Annotated in this window: 16 protein-coding genes; 15 read left to right on the top strand and 1 reads right to left on the bottom strand. The window is 35.1% G+C overall.

The genetic code is table 11. The features are described from left to right. Positions 1-124: 124 nt before the first annotated feature. The 15 genes from IGJ95_RS08630 to IGJ95_RS08560 are packed head-to-tail and all read left to right on the top strand — an operon-like array spanning position 125 to position 14513. Entirely contained in the window at positions 125-706 is a 582-nt protein-coding gene (locus IGJ95_RS08630; protein ID WP_010735158.1) for a hypothetical protein, read from the top strand. Between the two features lie 31 nt (positions 707-737). Next, positions 738-1385 (top strand): class D sortase, encoded by a 648-nt coding sequence (locus IGJ95_RS08625; RefSeq protein WP_023519871.1) that lies wholly within the window; start codon positions 738-740, stop codon positions 1383-1385. 9 nt (positions 1386-1394) lie between these two features. Beyond that, positions 1395-2249: a hypothetical protein gene (locus tag IGJ95_RS08620; RefSeq protein WP_438761728.1), complete on the top strand. Its 855-nt coding sequence runs from the start codon at positions 1395-1397 to the stop codon at positions 2247-2249. A 20-nt stretch (positions 2250-2269) separates the two neighbouring features. After that, positions 2270-3046, top strand: a complete 777-nt coding sequence (locus IGJ95_RS08615) for a YveK family protein (protein ID WP_010735161.1) — start codon at positions 2270-2272, stop codon at positions 3044-3046. Positions 3047-3058: 12 nt separating this feature from the next. Further along, complete coding sequence (locus IGJ95_RS08610; protein ID WP_023519869.1) at positions 3059-3736, top strand: CpsD/CapB family tyrosine-protein kinase; 678 nt, start codon at positions 3059-3061, stop codon at positions 3734-3736. Between the two features lie 17 nt (positions 3737-3753). Then, positions 3754-4494, top strand: coding sequence for a tyrosine-protein phosphatase (locus IGJ95_RS08605; RefSeq protein WP_023519868.1), 741 nt, complete (start codon positions 3754-3756; stop codon positions 4492-4494). Between the two features lie 21 nt (positions 4495-4515). Beyond that, a complete protein-coding gene (locus tag IGJ95_RS08600) occupies positions 4516-6333 on the top strand; it encodes a polysaccharide biosynthesis protein (protein WP_010735164.1) in 1818 nt (605 codons plus the stop codon). Positions 6334-6343: 10 nt separating this feature from the next. Further along, positions 6344-6973, top strand: coding sequence for an acetyltransferase (locus IGJ95_RS08595; RefSeq protein WP_130029272.1), 630 nt, complete (start codon positions 6344-6346; stop codon positions 6971-6973). Between the two features lies 1 nt (position 6974). Then, the gene (locus IGJ95_RS08590; RefSeq protein ID WP_023519866.1) at positions 6975-8093 is read left to right on the top strand and encodes a DegT/DnrJ/EryC1/StrS family aminotransferase; all 1119 of its coding nucleotides are present in this window, start codon (positions 6975-6977) and stop codon (positions 8091-8093) included. Then, positions 8086-8712: a sugar transferase gene (locus IGJ95_RS08585; protein ID WP_438761725.1), complete on the top strand. Its 627-nt coding sequence runs from the start codon at positions 8086-8088 to the stop codon at positions 8710-8712. The genes IGJ95_RS08590 and IGJ95_RS08585 overlap by 8 nt, the downstream gene beginning before the upstream one ends. Then, entirely contained in the window at positions 8709-9800 is a 1092-nt protein-coding gene (locus tag IGJ95_RS08580; RefSeq protein WP_034691408.1) for a glycosyltransferase family 4 protein, read from the top strand. The genes IGJ95_RS08585 and IGJ95_RS08580 overlap by 4 nt, the downstream gene beginning before the upstream one ends. 25 nt (positions 9801-9825) lie before the next feature. Further along, positions 9826-11091, top strand: coding sequence for an O-antigen ligase family protein (locus IGJ95_RS08575; protein ID WP_010735169.1), 1266 nt, complete (start codon positions 9826-9828; stop codon positions 11089-11091). Between the two features lie 44 nt (positions 11092-11135). Then, complete coding sequence (locus IGJ95_RS08570) at positions 11136-11927, top strand: glycosyltransferase family 2 protein (protein WP_010735170.1); 792 nt, start codon at positions 11136-11138, stop codon at positions 11925-11927. Then, positions 11924-13090: a nucleotide sugar dehydrogenase gene (locus IGJ95_RS08565; protein ID WP_023519862.1), complete on the top strand. Its 1167-nt coding sequence runs from the start codon at positions 11924-11926 to the stop codon at positions 13088-13090. Before IGJ95_RS08570 ends, IGJ95_RS08565 begins: the two co-directional genes overlap by 4 nt. A 4-nt stretch (positions 13091-13094) precedes the next feature. Further along, the gene (locus IGJ95_RS08560; protein ID WP_010735172.1) at positions 13095-14513 is read left to right on the top strand and encodes an oligosaccharide flippase family protein; all 1419 of its coding nucleotides are present in this window, start codon (positions 13095-13097) and stop codon (positions 14511-14513) included. Positions 14514-14621: 108 nt separating this feature from the next. Here IGJ95_RS08560 and IGJ95_RS08555 read toward each other — a convergent pair whose 3' ends face one another. Continuing rightward, positions 14622-15323 (bottom strand): Crp/Fnr family transcriptional regulator, encoded by a 702-nt coding sequence (locus tag IGJ95_RS08555; protein WP_023519859.1) that lies wholly within the window; start codon positions 15321-15323, stop codon positions 14622-14624. Positions 15324-15494 lie beyond the last annotated feature (171 nt).

Raw genomic sequence — 15494 nt, 5'->3', positions numbered from 1 at the left:
GTGTCAGCTAACTCTATGTGATAGTATAAGAAATGTAGAAAATAAAATGAATAATGTTATTTTCTATAATGTTTTATCTGAAGGCTGAAAGCCTTCACAATAAAATGCAAAGGAGGTCGAATGGATGAAAAAGTTTGTCGGATATTTAGTTGTATTTTTCACTGCATTATTGTTCACTGTTCCTGTAGATGCCGCTGGCGCGATTTCTGCGAATGAGCAACAGATCCTAGACTTGTTAAAAGCACCAGTAAGTATTCAAGGAAAAGAATTCACTGTCCCTGATACTTACATTACACAAGCCGAAAACCATTTGAAACAAAATGATTTAACGGATGCACAAGTAGAAACTGCCGTTACAGGTATTCAAAATGTGCGTAATCTGTTAGGTTCAGTAACAATCGATATGACAGGAATCAACACGCTTGATGATTTGATTCGTGCTTTACCGCGGGATATCATCATGCAAATCCAACAAGAGGTAACGAGAGTTGCTGACGCGTTGGGATTAGTTGTACTAAGTTGGAATGGTAGCGATATCCAAATCGGTGCAAAAAATGCTGATGGAACAACTTCACCAGCTTTTAGCACTAGTTCTCCAATTAAACAAACAGGTGGTAATTATACCGCTAGTGCAATGGCAATTGCTTCATTACTATTAGTCGCAGCAGGTGCGGTTGTAGTAGGAAGAAAGACAAAGATTGCGTAAAAAGCGCAAGCTGCTTAAGAGACTAGGGGCAATGCTTTTTGTCCCTGTCTTTTTTTTGGCAGCTGGTTATTCTCTAATGTACGTCATAGGAAGACCTGTCATTCATTTTGCCACTTCTTCTTTAAATTTGTTTTTACTTTCAGATGTTCCAACATTCGAAACGCAAGAACAAAGCTTTGAAGCTGTAAAAGAAGAAGATGTCGCTAAAGATGAGAACAATGAACTGGCATCTAGCAGTATCGCTTACCCTAGAGGTGGCGAACGCTATGGTGACATCATGGTAGATTCTTTAGATCTGAATGTGCCTTTGTATTTTGGAGATACCGATGAGATATTAAGAAAAGGTGCCGGACAATATATGGGTTCTGTCTACATAGGTGAGACTGGAACGTCACTAGTCGGTGGGCACAATGTTGATGGGTTTGGTAAGCTAAGCGGTATTCAAACAAATGATATCGTGACAGCTAAGACGACCTATGCGAATTACCGCTATCAAGTAAAAGAAATGGTGATTCGTCATAAAGATGATCCGGAAATCAATGAATTGATCAGTCAAAAAGATAAACCAATACTGCTTCTTTATACATGCTATCCTGTTGATAGTTTAGGCATGACGGATGAACGACTTTTTGTTATCTGTGAGTTAGTTGAAGGTCCGTTGATCAATCCTAATAAATAGGAGGAAATCATGAGTAAGCAAAAATTCATGCAAAAAGGGTCTCGTTGGCTACTTACTTTTATTTGTTCTTTGAGTTTGTTTGCCGGCATGACGTTAGTTGTATTGAGACTAACGTTGTTCAACCAACAGTTTATGGAAAAAGCCATGGAAGAAGCCAATTATTCAGAAACGATCACCTCTGAGATCAATCAAAGAATCAGCGATCTAGGTCGAGGAAGCAATATTCCTGCAGATGTATTGGCAGACACTGTTCCTCAAGCTTATGTACAATCGAATGTTGAACACTATATTCGCACCATTTATACAGACATTCCTTTTTTGATTGAACGGACAGAGGATGTAGACAAAATCATCCAGAAAAAAGTCGAAGACTATGCGAAAGAAAACAATTATGAAATCAATGCAGAAACGCAACAATCGATTGATAATCTAAAAAAATCTGCCATCGAAACCTATAGTGAATATATTGAGATCCCTTATCTTTTGACCTATGGGAAGCAAGTGATGGGGTATAAAAGAACGCTGACCTTATTGATCTTCTTTACAATGACAGTTTCTGCATTATTAGTGATTGCGATCATTGCAATCGACACACGTTTTTTCCATCGTGCGTTACGCTATTTAAGTTATGCAGTGGGTGGCGCTGGTCTAATGCTTTTAGCGTTACCTCTTTTTGTGTACCTTTCAAAAATGGTCGAGCGTATCGGCATCAATTCAAAGTCGCTCTATCATTTTTTAACTACGTATCTAAGCAACTTTATTGTAACATTTATCCAATGGGGAATCGTGCTCATTATTTGTAGTTTCATCATCTGGATGTTGAGCGAACTATTAAGAAGACGAAAAGTTAAGAAAAGATATTAACGATAGAAAGTGGAGAAAACATGGAAGAAACGATTAGTCTAGGAGAATTATTTGAGATTTTAAGAAAGCGTTGGTTGCTGATTCTTGCGACCACGCTTGCCGGATTTGCATTAGCTGCTGGAGTCACGTTCTTTTTGATTACACCTAAATACAGTTCATCAGCTGAGATGATCGTTCAGTCAAAAGCAGAAAATACGAATACGAATCTACAAGATGTCAACGCTAACGTATTGTTGATCAATACTTACAAAGATATGATTTTAGGCGATGTTGTCATCAATGATGTTCAAAGAGAACTTGAACAAAATTATGGACAAAGTCTTACAAAGGGTGAGTTGAAATCGGTGATCAGTGTCAATCAATCACAAAACTCACAAATGTTCCAAATCGTTGCAACTGTTGATAATCCAGATCATGCGACGGATATCGCCAACGTCACAGCACAAGTTTTCCAATCAAAAGCAACGGACGTATTGAATGTCAATAAAGTGACGATCACTTCTGCAGCACAAAGCAATCCTACACCTGTTTCACCAAATAACATGTTGAACGTAGTTATTGGTGGGTTACTTGGCTTGATGATTGGAGTCGGATTAGCCTTTCTTCTAGAGTTGTTAGATAAAACAGTTAAAGATGAACGTTTTGTCACAGAAGAATTAGGATTGCCGATACTTGGAGATGTCAATGAAATGACGAAGAAAGAACTTGAAAACGGCCGTATGTTTCAACCAGCAGAAGTCGAAACGATTGAAACAACTGAACAAAGAGAAAGCCGTCGTTCACGAAAACGTGTATAAGGAGAAGTATTTATGAAGAAAAACACTATTTTACCTGTTTCACTCCTCAGCATTACCGATAAAAATGCCATGGTTTCCGAACAATATCGGACGATCCGTTCAAATATCCAATTTGCTTCTGTCGATCGTGAATTGAAGACGATGGTCGTGACTTCATCTGGTCCAGGTGAAGGAAAATCAACAACAGCTGCTAACTTAGCTGTCGTATTCGCAAATAGTGGCAAAAGAGTTTTGCTGGTTGATGCTGATTTGAGAAAACCAAGTGTAGCATTGACTTTTCAATTGCCAAATGTCAATGGATTAAGTAATTTCTTAGGCGATCGTGAAGGAAGACCGGAATCATATTATCATACCAGTTCCGTCGAAAATCTTTGGGTCATGACAAGTGGACCGAAACCACCGAATCCATCCGAACTACTTGATTCGAAACGAATGGAAGAAGTGATCGAACAACTAAAAGCATTATTTGATTTGATCATTTTTGATTTACCACCCATTGCAACAGTCACTGATGCTCAGATCTTAGCCGCAAAAACAGATGGGACACTTTTAGTCGTCCGAGAACGCAAAACAATGAAACAAGAATTAATCAAAGCGAAAGAACTGCTAGCCATTGCACAAGCAACGATTTTAGGTGTTGTTTACAACGGTGCGAAGAAGAATGCAGATTTTAATTATTATTACTATTGATGAGGAAGTGAGCAAAAATGATTGATTTACATTGTCATATTTTACCTGGTATAGATGACGGACCAAAAACGGTCAAAGAATCGATCGCCATGGCAGAAGAAGCTGTTCGACAAGGAATCACCCACATTTTATGCACCCCTCATCACAATCAACGTTTCACCAATGAAAAAGCAGATGTATTACTAGCTGTCGAAGACTTGCAAAAAGAACTCGATCGACAGTCCATCCCCCTAACTTTATTTGAAGGACAAGAAGTTCGAATAAAAAGTAATTTAATAGATGAAATTAAAAGTGACAAGATTCTTTTTGCAGATGTCGCCGATCGCTATTTGCTAGCTGAGCTACCAACAAACAGCATTCCCGAATATACAGAAAGTTTGTTTTATGAATTACGTCAGATGGGGATCGTACCAATCATTGTCCATCCTGAGCGGAACCGCGGTTTCCAAGAAAGTCCTAATCTATTATTACCCTACTTGAATATGGGGTGTTTGGCGCAGTTGACTGCACCGAGTATTGCAGGTGTTTATGGCAAACAGATCAAGAAGTTAAGTGAGGAACTGGTTCAACATCGGCTTGTCCAGATGATTGCCTCAGATGCCCATAGTCGAAAAGATCGGGATTTTTATATGGAAAAAGCATATAGTATCGTAGAGAAAAAATTTGGATCTACAGTCATCGAAGAAATGGATCAAGTAACAAGAGACATCATCAATGGGGAGCAAGTGCATGCAAAAGATTTTCGACCTATTGTATAAAAGTTTTAGGGGGCGCAGGGGTTGTTTGAACTTACTAGAAGAAGAAAAGTAATCATTTTAGTTTTGGTTGATAGTTTTTTATTAGGCATCTCTATATTATCAAGCTATTATTTTATGACACCATTTGTTGGTATCGATCAAGATTACTTAGCCGTGAATTTAGGCGTATCACTAATTTTTTACATTGGATATGGCATGCTGTTTAAAACATTCACGCGAATCAATCGATATACGAATTTAAATGAGATGGCAGCTATTTTTTCAGCCATTACTTGTACCGTTATTTCATCATTTATCATCCAATATTTGTTTATGCAAAAAATCAGCCTTAGATTACAATTATTAACTTACATCTTATCTATGTTTCTCATCATCAGCAGTCGTTTATTCTGGCGTATATATATCGAACATAAAACACAGCGTCAAGAATCGCCACTAAACAAACACAGAACACTAATTATTGGAGCTGGCGAAGGCGGACGTATTCTATACAATAGTATTCTTAGTTCAAAAGCAATCAACGATTTGGAAGTGATTGGCTTTGTGGATGATGATCCGAACAAATATAAAACATATTTGTCTGGGATAAAAGTCGTAGGGAATACTAAGGACTTACCAAGATTGATCGACGAATTGTCGATCGATATGGTGACGATCGCGATACCTTCCTTGCCACGAAAAAGAATTCGTGAAATTTTCCATCTTATCGAATCAAAAGAAGTCAAGATGAATACCATGCCTTCGATTGAAGAAATCGCATCAGGGAAAATCAATGTTTCTCGCCTGAAAGAAATCGACGTGGTCGACTTGTTAGGACGAGAAGAAGTCAAATTAGATTTAGATAAACTAAAATCACACATCTCAGAAAAAGTCATACTTGTTACCGGAGCTGGAGGCTCTATTGGTTCAGAGATTTGTCGTCAAGTACTTGCTTTTTCGCCAAAAAAATTACTCTTATTAGGACATGGTGAAAACTCGATCTATTTGATTCATCGCGAACTATCAGGAGACCCCTCTTATAATAAAACAGAAATCATTCCAATTATTGCAGATATCCAAGACCGTGAAAAGATCTTCCATATCATGAAAGAACATCAGCCGGATATCGTCTATCATGCAGCAGCACATAAACATGTGCCCTTGATGGAATATAACCCAAGAGAAGCAGTAAAAAACAATATCAAAGGAACAAAAAATGTAGCAGAAGCTGCCAAAGAAGCGAATGTCAAAAACTTTGTCATGGTGTCCACCGATAAAGCCAATAACCCACCAAATGTGATGGGAGCCACGAAGCGAATCGCAGAAATGATCGTCACAGGCTTAAATGAAGAAAACAGTACCAAGTTTTCGGCCGTAAGATTTGGGAATGTCTTGGGCTCTCGCGGAAGCGTAATCCCTGTTTTTCGAGAACAGATCGCAAAAGGCGGACCCATCACGATCACCGATTTTCGGATGACCCGTTACTTTATGACAATCCCAGAAGCAAGCCGTTTAGTCATCCAATCGGGTGCATTAGCAAAAGGAGGCGAAATCTTTGTCTTAGATATGAGTGAACCAGTCAAAATTTTAGATCTTGCACGAAATATGATCCGCTTGAGTGGTTACACTGAAGAAGAAATCGAAATCGTCGAAACAGGCATCCGACCTGGCGAAAAATTGTATGAAGAACTGTTGTTGGACAAAGAACGAAATGATGAACAGGTGTATGAAAAGATTTTTGTAGGGAATATCAAAGGTTACCCGATCCAAGAAGTCATGGAATTTGTAACAGGTTTATCCGACGATGACAAACAACTAGCAAAAGAAGTCGTAGCATTTGCAAGGGCTTCGAGTAAATAGGGGGAGTGTCATGAAAGCAATAATTGTTGGTGCTGGAGGATTCGGTAAAGAACTCGCCTTTTTATTAAGTAGACAGTCCGAATATGAGTTAATTGGATTTGTTGATGATGTCAAGCCGGTAGATGAAAAGATTGTTGGAATACCAGTGCTAGGAAAAATAGAATTATTAACAAAAATGGAACTAAAGATTGCTGTATTTATAGGAATTGCTAATCCGCGTATTAAGGAAAAAATTTTTTTGGAATTGAAAGGTAATAATCATCTGACATTTCCAAATTTGATTGATGCTACTGCTTTAGTAGGATTGAATGTACAACTAGGTATAGGGAACATTTTGATGCCTTACACAACTTATACAGCCGATATAACAATAGGTAATTTCAATATGTTCAATATCTATTCAACAATTGGGCATGATTCAAAGATAGGAAACTATAATTCAATCTATCCAAATGTAAATCTGTCTGGTTATGCACTATTAGGCAATCGAAATGAAATCGGAGTCGGAACTAAAGTGATACCAGAAGTCTCGATTGGCCAAGGAAATATTATAGGCGCAGGAAGTGTAGTTGTTAAGGATATTCATAACAATACAAAAAGTGTGGGAGTGCCTGCAAAAATAATAGAAAGTTGGGATTAAGATGGAAAATGAACGAATACTCCTAGCATCACCACATATGAGTGATGAAGGATACGAACAAGAATACGTCAAGGAGGCATTTGACACCAACTGGGTTGCTCCGCTTGGTGCAAATGTCAATAACTTTGAAAAAGAATTGGCTGAGTATGTAGGGATTGACCATGCGGCTGCATTGACTTCAGGTACAGCAGCCATCCATTTAGCATTAAAAGCAGCTGGGGTTGGAGAAGATGATATTGTGATTTGTCAATCATTAACATTTTCAGCTACTGTAAACCCTATCGTCTATCAAGGTGCAAAACCAGTGTTTGTAGATAGTGATAATGAAACTTGGAATATGGACCCTAAACAACTTAGAATCGCTTTAGAGAAATATCCTGAAGCAAAAGCAGTAGTTGTCGTTCATTTATACGGTTTATCTGCAGATTTAGATGAAATCATCAAGATATGTAAAGAATATCAAGTGACCTTGATCGAAGATGCGGCAGAGTCACTAGGTACAACATATAAAGGTCAATATACTGGCACATTTGGGGAATATGGTATCTATTCTTTTAATGGGAATAAAATAATCACCACATCTGGTGGAGGAATGGCTGTTTCAAATAATCCAGAAAGAATTGAAAAAATTCGATTTTGGTCAACACAATCCCGGGAACAAGCACGTCATTATCAACATAATGAAATAGGCTATAACTATCGTATGAGCAATATTGTAGCAGGGATCGGCAGAGGACAGCTAAAAGTATTGTCAGACCGAATCAACAAGAAACGATATATTTATGATTATTATAAACGTGAACTATCTGACATTCCTTCCATTTCCTTCATGCCTGAAAATGAATGGAATCAACCTAATTATTGGCTAAGTGTGATTTTGCTTTCAGATGTGGATACGAATATGCTTATGGATGAATTGGATAAAGCAAATATCGAAGCACGTCCTGTCTGGAAACCAATGCATCTACAACCAATTTTTGCAGAATATGATTATGTTGGAAATAATGTTGCTGAAACATTATTTAATACTGGTGTGTGTTTGCCATCAGATACGAAGATGACAGATGAAGATTTGTCTCGAGTCGTGAAAACAATCAAGCGAGTGTTGCAACATGAATAATAAAAGCGTATATCAGAAATGGGGAAAAAGAGCATTAGATATATGTTTCTCAGCTCTTGCTCTTGTTGTCTTATCGCCTGTTCTTTTAATCGTAGCTCTTTTAGTAAAAATTAAATTGGGCTCTCCAATCATATTTAAGCAAAATCGACCTGGAAAAGATGAAGTCATTTTTTCCATGTATAAATTTCGTACAATGACGGATGCAAAAGATGCAAATGGAAATGACTTACCTGATAATGTTCGGTTAACGAAATTTGGACAATTACTACGAGTAACTAGTTTGGATGAACTCCCTGAACTTTGGAATATCTTAAAAGGAGATATGTCGTTTGTGGGGCCAAGACCATTATTAGTTGAATATTTACCATTATATAATGAGGAACAACGGAAACGTCATAGCGTCCGCCCAGGATTAACGGGATTAGCGCAAGTCAAGGGTAGGAATGCGATTAGTTGGGCAGAGAAGTTTGAGTATGATTGCTACTATGTAGAAAACTGTACATTTATGCATGATATTATAATCTTTTTTTTAACAATCAATAAAGTTATTAGACACGAAGGTATTAGCTCAAATTCTAGCGTAACGATAGAGAAGTTTGAAGGGAATGATACAAACTGAAAATCTTATATGTAACGACAATATCCAATACTTTAAATGCATTTCTTATCCCACATATTGAAATGTTAATTAATGAAGGGCATGAAGTAAGCGTTGCTTGTTCAATCGAGCAACCTCTAAAGCCTTTTTTTCAAGATTATGATATTGAAGTTTATCAAATCCCGTTTAGTAGAAGTCCATTTTCAAAATATAATTTATCTGCATACCAAAGTCTTAAGAGTATTGTTAATGAAAAAGATTTTGACATCGTTCACACCCATACACCTATAGCATCTATGATTACTCGATTAGCATGCAAAAAATTGAAAACTAAAGTATTTTATACTGCTCATGGCTTTCATTTTTATAAAGGTGCAAGTACAATAAACTGGCTTTTTTACTATCCAATTGAAAAATATTTGTCTAGATATACAGATACGCTGATTACTATAAATCAAGAGGATTTTCAACGTGCATCAGATCATTTTTTTGCTAAGAACGTCTATTTAGTAAATGGTGTAGGGTTACCTCTTGAAGCATGTAATAAACCTATTGATCGAGTGAAAAAAAGAGAAGAATTGGGGATTGATGGAGAAGCGAAAGTTATTCTATCTGTAGGAGAACTTAATGATAATAAAAATCATAAAATTGTAATTGAGGCATTGAGAGATTTCAAAAATGAAAATTTCAAATATTTGATTTGCGGAATTGGCCCGCTAAAAAATGATTTGATCCGTCAAATAAACGAAGCTGGTCTATCAAAAAAAATTGAGTTACTAGGATATAGGAATGACGTTATTGAAATAATGAAAATTAGCGATTTATTTGTATTTCCTTCAAAAAGAGAAGGGCTTCCTGTTTCAGTTATGGAAGCAATGGCTAATGGAGTTCCTGTAATGGCATCTAATATAAGGGGAAATATGGATTTGATCACTCAAGGAGAAAATGGAATACTGTTCACCGATAATATAGATTTAATAGGCTCGCTAAGTGATTTCTTCTCAGAAAATATTCCGATAAAGAAATATGCTCAAATTGCAAGCGAATCAATAAGGAAATATGGTGAAGAGATAGTTATAAAGCAAATAAGTGATATATACAGTGAGTAACCAACATCCTTTTAGGAGGAAGATAATGGAATTTACAGATATTTCAACATCATTGGAAGAAAAAAAAAGCGAAAAATTAGTTATTGATAGATTTATTTTTTTGATAGGATTCACAATAAATATCACACAGATTTTTCTAGGTATAAATGTTTCTGTCAGTGATGTTTTCATGATTTTTTTGATCATATTATTATTTTTGACAAAGTCAATCTATTTAACAAAAAAAACAACTATATACTTTATTATACTCTTGAGTTTGAGATTCTTTTCGACTATGCAAATATCAAATTGGTTGAATATTTCAATATCATTTATACCTATATTTATTACTTTTCAAAAGTTTATAATCAGCTTGCTCTATTTTATTCTTTTTATTTCTGTTTTGACCATAAATCCAAAAACAAAGGAACTTTTTTTTAAAGGATTAAAATATGGAAGCCTGATTTTAGGTACTTTATCATTAATAATTTATTTTATTGGCCCAGCTGCTCTACGGTCTATTGTATTGTTTGGTGAGATACGTATGAGAGGGTTTATGAATGATCCTAATTATTTCGCTTATATGCAAATATGCGGGTTTTGTATTTGGTATCTCAAAGGATTCAAACGAAAACTAACAAATTTTTTGGCAATGATTATCTATCCTACGACAATTTTGCTATCGGCTTCAAAGACTGGTCTAATTGTTTTTATTTGTATGTTAAGTGTACTGAGTTTAAAAAAATTTTTTACAAAAAGTAAGTCACCTGCTAAGTTAGCAACTTTGTTCTTAGTAATAAGTGGAAGTTTGACTATGTTTTATGTATTCTTCGATTCAATCATGACAGATTTACTGGCATTTACACAATCAGTTCCTCAACTGGAACGAATATACATTGTATTTGAAAATTTTAGTGGTGCAATTACCGAGGGTGGTTCAGGGAGAGTAGACGCATGGGAAACAGCTTATAGACTTATTATTGATACTCACTTTATGGGGATAGGTTTTATGGATTACTCAAGTGTAGCCAAAGTAATAAGTGGTAGTCCAACTATAGCGCATAATACCTTTTTACAATTAGCAGTGGAGTGGGGAATTGGTCCGTTAGTTGTTGGTTTAATATTCTTAGTAAAACAAAGTATTATTGAACTTTTTAATAAAAACTGGATAGTTGTTGCATTAGTTCTTGGAACAATATTTTTTTCCTTCAGTATATCTCTGCAAAACTCGAGAATACTATGGATTCTATTAGCAATGTTATTTTCAAATAAATCAGTTTCTGATTATTCCAAAAATTCAAGAGTTAAATAAAATGTTTCATTTTATGTTATTAGCTAATTTAGGAGAGAAAATAAATGATAAGTGTTATTGTACCCACATTTAATGCGGAGAAATCAATTAAAAGAGCTATAGACTCTATTTTAAAACAAACTTACCAAAATTTTGAAATCATTATTTGTGATGACTGCTCAACAGACGGTACATGGGAAATATTAAAGGAACTGGAAGAAACAGATTCAAGAATTCAAATTTATCAAAATGAAAAAAATTCTAAAAGTGCCTATACGCGTAATAAAGCAATAAAAAAATCTTCTGGAAAGTATATCATGCAACTAGATGATGATGACTATTGTCACGAGGAAAGAATGGAAAAGCAAGTTCTATTTTTAGATAATCATCCTGAATATGATTTTGTTGGAAGTAATGCTTATCTTTGGGATCAAGATGGTATATATGGTGAGTTGATAATTAAAGATAAACCTGAAATTAATGACTTGCTAAAAACTAGTCCATTTATTAATCCATCAGTAATGTTTCGAAAGGAAGCATTAGAGAGTGTTCAAGGCTATAGGGTTTCTAAAGAAACTGTGAGAGGTCAGGACTATGACTTATACTTGCGATTGTATGTAAATGGATTTAGGGGATTCAATATACAAGAAAAGCTTGTTTATTATTATCAAGATAAGAATTACTATAACAAGATTTCTTGGGAAAATAGAATTGGTGAATTCAAATTTAGATATAGAAATTTTAAGAAACTCAAGCTATCACCAACACAATATATTTATATTATCAAACCTTTAATTGCATTAATCGTACCAAGAAGAATCTTATCATTGAAACAATCAAGGAGGAATAGAGCTTGAATATCTCAGTATTCGGTTTAGGTTATGTTGGCCTAGCAAATGCACTACTTCTAAGCCAAAGCGAAGCAGTCAAAGCATATGATATTGTAACAGAAAAAATAGACCAGTTGAATCAAGGAATTTCTCCTATAGAGGATAAAGAAATTAGTGAATTTTTAAAAAAGGATAATCTAAAAATTAATTTTATCAAAGACTTTGAAGAAGCTGTGATTTTCGGTGATTACTTAATTATTGCAACCCCAACAGATTACGATGAAAAGAAGAATTATTTTAACACTTCATCAGTTGAAAAAGTAATCGAACAAGCTTTAGCAATTCGCTCAGATGCTACTTTTATAATCAAATCAACCGTTCCTGTAGGGTACACGGAAGAATTAAAGAAAAAGTATGGAACGGAGCGGATAATATTCTCACCAGAATTTCTGCGTGAGGGTAAAGCACTATACGATAACCTTCACCCATCAAGAATCGTGATTGGCGAAAACTCAGATAGGGGACAAGAAATTGCTAATCTTTTTAAGGAAAATGCTCATGATAATGATGTCCCGATACTATTGACGAATTCAACAGAAGCGGAAGCAATCAAATTGTTTTCAAATACCTACTTAGCTTTAAGAGTTGCTTATTTCAATGAGCTTGATACGTATGCTGAATCGAATGGTTTAGACAGTAAGCAAATTATCGAAGGTGTCGGACTAGATCCTAGAATTGGTTCGCATTATAATAACCCATCATTTGGCTATGGAGGGTATTGTTTACCAAAGGATACTAAGCAACTGCGTGCAAATTATAGTGGTGTCCCAAGCAATTTGATTGGTGCAATCGTTGATGCAAATGCGACGAGAAAAGATTTTATCACTGAACAAATTTTAGCTAGAAGTCCCAAAGTTGTAGGGATTTATCGCTTGACTATGAAAGCTGCTTCAGATAATTTTCGTTATTCTTCAATTCAAGGAGTAATGAAAAGACTGAAGGCGAGAGGTATTTCTGTTATTGTTTATGAACCTACTGTAGATGAGAAGGATTTTTCAGGTTTTCCGGTGATACCTGAACTAGCAGATTTTAAAAATCTAAGTGATGTAATCATCTCCAATCGATTTGATGAAGAATTGGATGACGTTGAAGAAAAAGTTTATACTAGAGATATTTTTAGAAGGGATTGATTGAGTGAAAAACATAGCTCGTAATTTCATTTATCAATCCATATTCCAGATAATGAAAATCGTTATTCCAATTATAACCATACCTATAGTATCTATGGCGTTAGGTCCTGCTGGAATAGGGATCTTCAACTATACCAATTCAATCGCACAATATTTTGTACTAGTTGCTAGCTTAGGTGTAGCTATGTATGGGAATAGAGAAATCGCACTTGCGTATAATCGACAAGAGGACATTTCTAAATTATTTTGGGAAATTGTTGTATTTAAAGCGATATTGACATTAGCAGTATTTTTTATCTACATTGCTGTTGTCAGTTTCTTACCTAACAGTAATTATTTTTATTTTCAAAGTTTAACCATTTTAGCAGTGCTTTTTGATATATCATGGTTCTTTATGGGAATTGAAGATTTTAAGTTAACTAGTGTATCGAGTTTATTCGTTCAAATAATTACTTTTGTGTTGATACTGCTTTTTATTAAAGATTCAAATGATGTAGGTATCTATATTTTGATCCAAACAGCTGGTATATTTGTTTCACAAGTGTTAGTTTGGTTCTTTATCAAACCTTATATAACATTTCAAAAAATAAATCTAAAAAAAAGTTTTAGTCACATCAAAGGCTCGTTTGAATTCTTTATACCCCAAGTAGCGATTACCTTATATACGAATTTAAATAAGACCTTATTAGGCTTATTCATAGGGGCTTCAGCAGTTGGATTTTATACAAACTCACTCACCTTAAATACAGTGTTTATAACAATCATCACTACACTTGATATTGTTTTACTTCCACATATGAGTGGTTTGTTTGCTAAAAAAAATGTTGAGCGAATTGTAGAGCTGATGGATAAAACGATTGATCTACAGTTGTTTTTTAGTTTACCGATCATGTTTGGGATGTTAACTGTATATGATAAGCTTGTTCCATGGTTTTTTGGGGAAAAGTTTTTATTTATTAATAATGTTATCCCATTTTTTACTCCTTTAATAGTAATTATTCCGCTAGGTATGGCTGTTTCAAGACAGTACCTTATTCCTATAGGTAAAGTTAGAGAATATAATAAATCTGTGATTATTGGTGCAGGTATAAACATTATCAGTAATCTAATCTTACTACCAACTGTTGGTTTTTTTGGAGTTGTCATTTCTAATTTATTGGCTGAATTCTTTGTTACTGCAGTAAGAGTGCGCTCGTTTCTCAAATCTACTAACTTTTCTTTTAATTTTCGGCGAATAAGTATTTATTTTATTTCAGCACTTGCAATGATGATTATCACCAGAATATTGACTAATTCTATGCAAGCAAGTTTAATAACTAATATAGTACAAGGTTTAATTGCTATTACCCTGTATTTTATCTTTACAGTAGTAATGAGAACAAATCCTATTGTTTCATTTATTCAAGAGAGAAGAAGTAAGTGACTGATTACTTACTTCTTTTTATTTATCAAAAAATGAGCCAAAGGTAGTGGATATTGTCAAATACCTTTGGCTCATTTATTAATATTTATAGTAGAGGATGGCAAAGAATCACTCCCGCCATCCCGGTGTCACTGCCTCCTTACAAAACGTGAACCGCTTCTTGTCATAATTCACCAAGCCGGAGTCTTTCAGCTGTTTGATCACCTGTCCGGCGGTTTCACGAGTGGTACCACTATTGACTGCTAGTTCTTTCAACGTGATCGGATAGGGTATCGATATATGACCGTCTTCTGTAGGGATTCCTAATTCTTCTTTTAAAACAAATAAGTTTTGTTTCACTCGGTCAAATGCACTGGAGGTCAAGCCGATTTGAATGCGTAGTTCGTGCATCTGAACGACTTTTCCTAACTTCTGGATCATGTAAATCAATTGATTGGGGTTGTTTTTGACAATTTTTTCATAACAAGCTACAGGAAAATAAAAAGTCTCGATATCTGTCATGGCTTGTGCTGTATACGTATAAGGTTCTTCTTCAAAAATACCAGACATTGGAAAGAGATTATTTGCTGTGACATAATCATAGTAGTAATAAGTAGCACTTTCGTCATAACGCTCTAAACGGATCAATCCTTCTGTTAAGACATAGAAACGTTGCCGCTCATCTCCTTCATCAAAAAGCACTTGTCCTTTCTTATATGAACGTAGGACAGTCTGCTCTTTGATTTCTTCAAATTCCTCATCAGTAAAGTGTTCAAAATCAGGTTGATATCTGAGTTTAGAAAAATGATAATCGATTTTATTTACACGCATGAACATCCCTGCTTCCTATAATTCTCTCCTTCTATTGTGACTTCTTTTATTTCTTTTGTAAAGCCATAATACATTCCGAGAAAAGCTATATTTTGTAAAATATTAATTGCGTTTGTTATTATGTAGGATTTATACAAAACAGATGAATATAATTTGATGAGTGATCATAAA

Origin of the sequence: Enterococcus sp. AZ156, from assembly GCF_051714165.1 — a bacterium.
Classification (GTDB): domain Bacteria; phylum Bacillota; class Bacilli; order Lactobacillales; family Enterococcaceae; genus Enterococcus_B; species Enterococcus_B pernyi.
The sequence above is the reverse complement of the archived record's forward strand: the minus strand, read 5'-3'. Positions and strand labels throughout refer to the sequence as shown.

Excerpts from the sequence above, each read along its gene's own strand:
- IGJ95_RS08575 (WP_010735169.1), top strand. The coding sequence starts at position 9,826 with ATGGAATTTACAGATATTTCAACATCATTGGAAGAAAAAAAAAGCGAA.
- IGJ95_RS08630 (WP_010735158.1), top strand. The coding sequence starts at position 125 with ATGAAAAAGTTTGTCGGATATTTAGTTGTATTTTTCACTGCATTATTG.
- IGJ95_RS08555 (WP_023519859.1), bottom strand. The coding sequence starts at position 15,323 with ATGCGTGTAAATAAAATCGATTATCATTTTTCTAAACTCAGATATCAA.
- IGJ95_RS08585 (WP_438761725.1), top strand. The coding sequence starts at position 8,086 with ATGAATAATAAAAGCGTATATCAGAAATGGGGAAAAAGAGCATTAGAT.
- IGJ95_RS08610 (WP_023519869.1), top strand. The coding sequence starts at position 3,059 with ATGAAGAAAAACACTATTTTACCTGTTTCACTCCTCAGCATTACCGAT.
- IGJ95_RS08620 (WP_438761728.1), top strand. The coding sequence starts at position 1,395 with ATGAGTAAGCAAAAATTCATGCAAAAAGGGTCTCGTTGGCTACTTACT.
- IGJ95_RS08595 (WP_130029272.1), top strand. The coding sequence starts at position 6,344 with ATGAAAGCAATAATTGTTGGTGCTGGAGGATTCGGTAAAGAACTCGCC.
- IGJ95_RS08590 (WP_023519866.1), top strand. The coding sequence starts at position 6,975 with ATGGAAAATGAACGAATACTCCTAGCATCACCACATATGAGTGATGAA.
- IGJ95_RS08625 (WP_023519871.1), top strand. The coding sequence starts at position 738 with ATGCTTTTTGTCCCTGTCTTTTTTTTGGCAGCTGGTTATTCTCTAATG.
- IGJ95_RS08615 (WP_010735161.1), top strand. The coding sequence starts at position 2,270 with ATGGAAGAAACGATTAGTCTAGGAGAATTATTTGAGATTTTAAGAAAG.
- IGJ95_RS08570 (WP_010735170.1), top strand. The coding sequence starts at position 11,136 with ATGATAAGTGTTATTGTACCCACATTTAATGCGGAGAAATCAATTAAA.
- IGJ95_RS08605 (WP_023519868.1), top strand. The coding sequence starts at position 3,754 with ATGATTGATTTACATTGTCATATTTTACCTGGTATAGATGACGGACCA.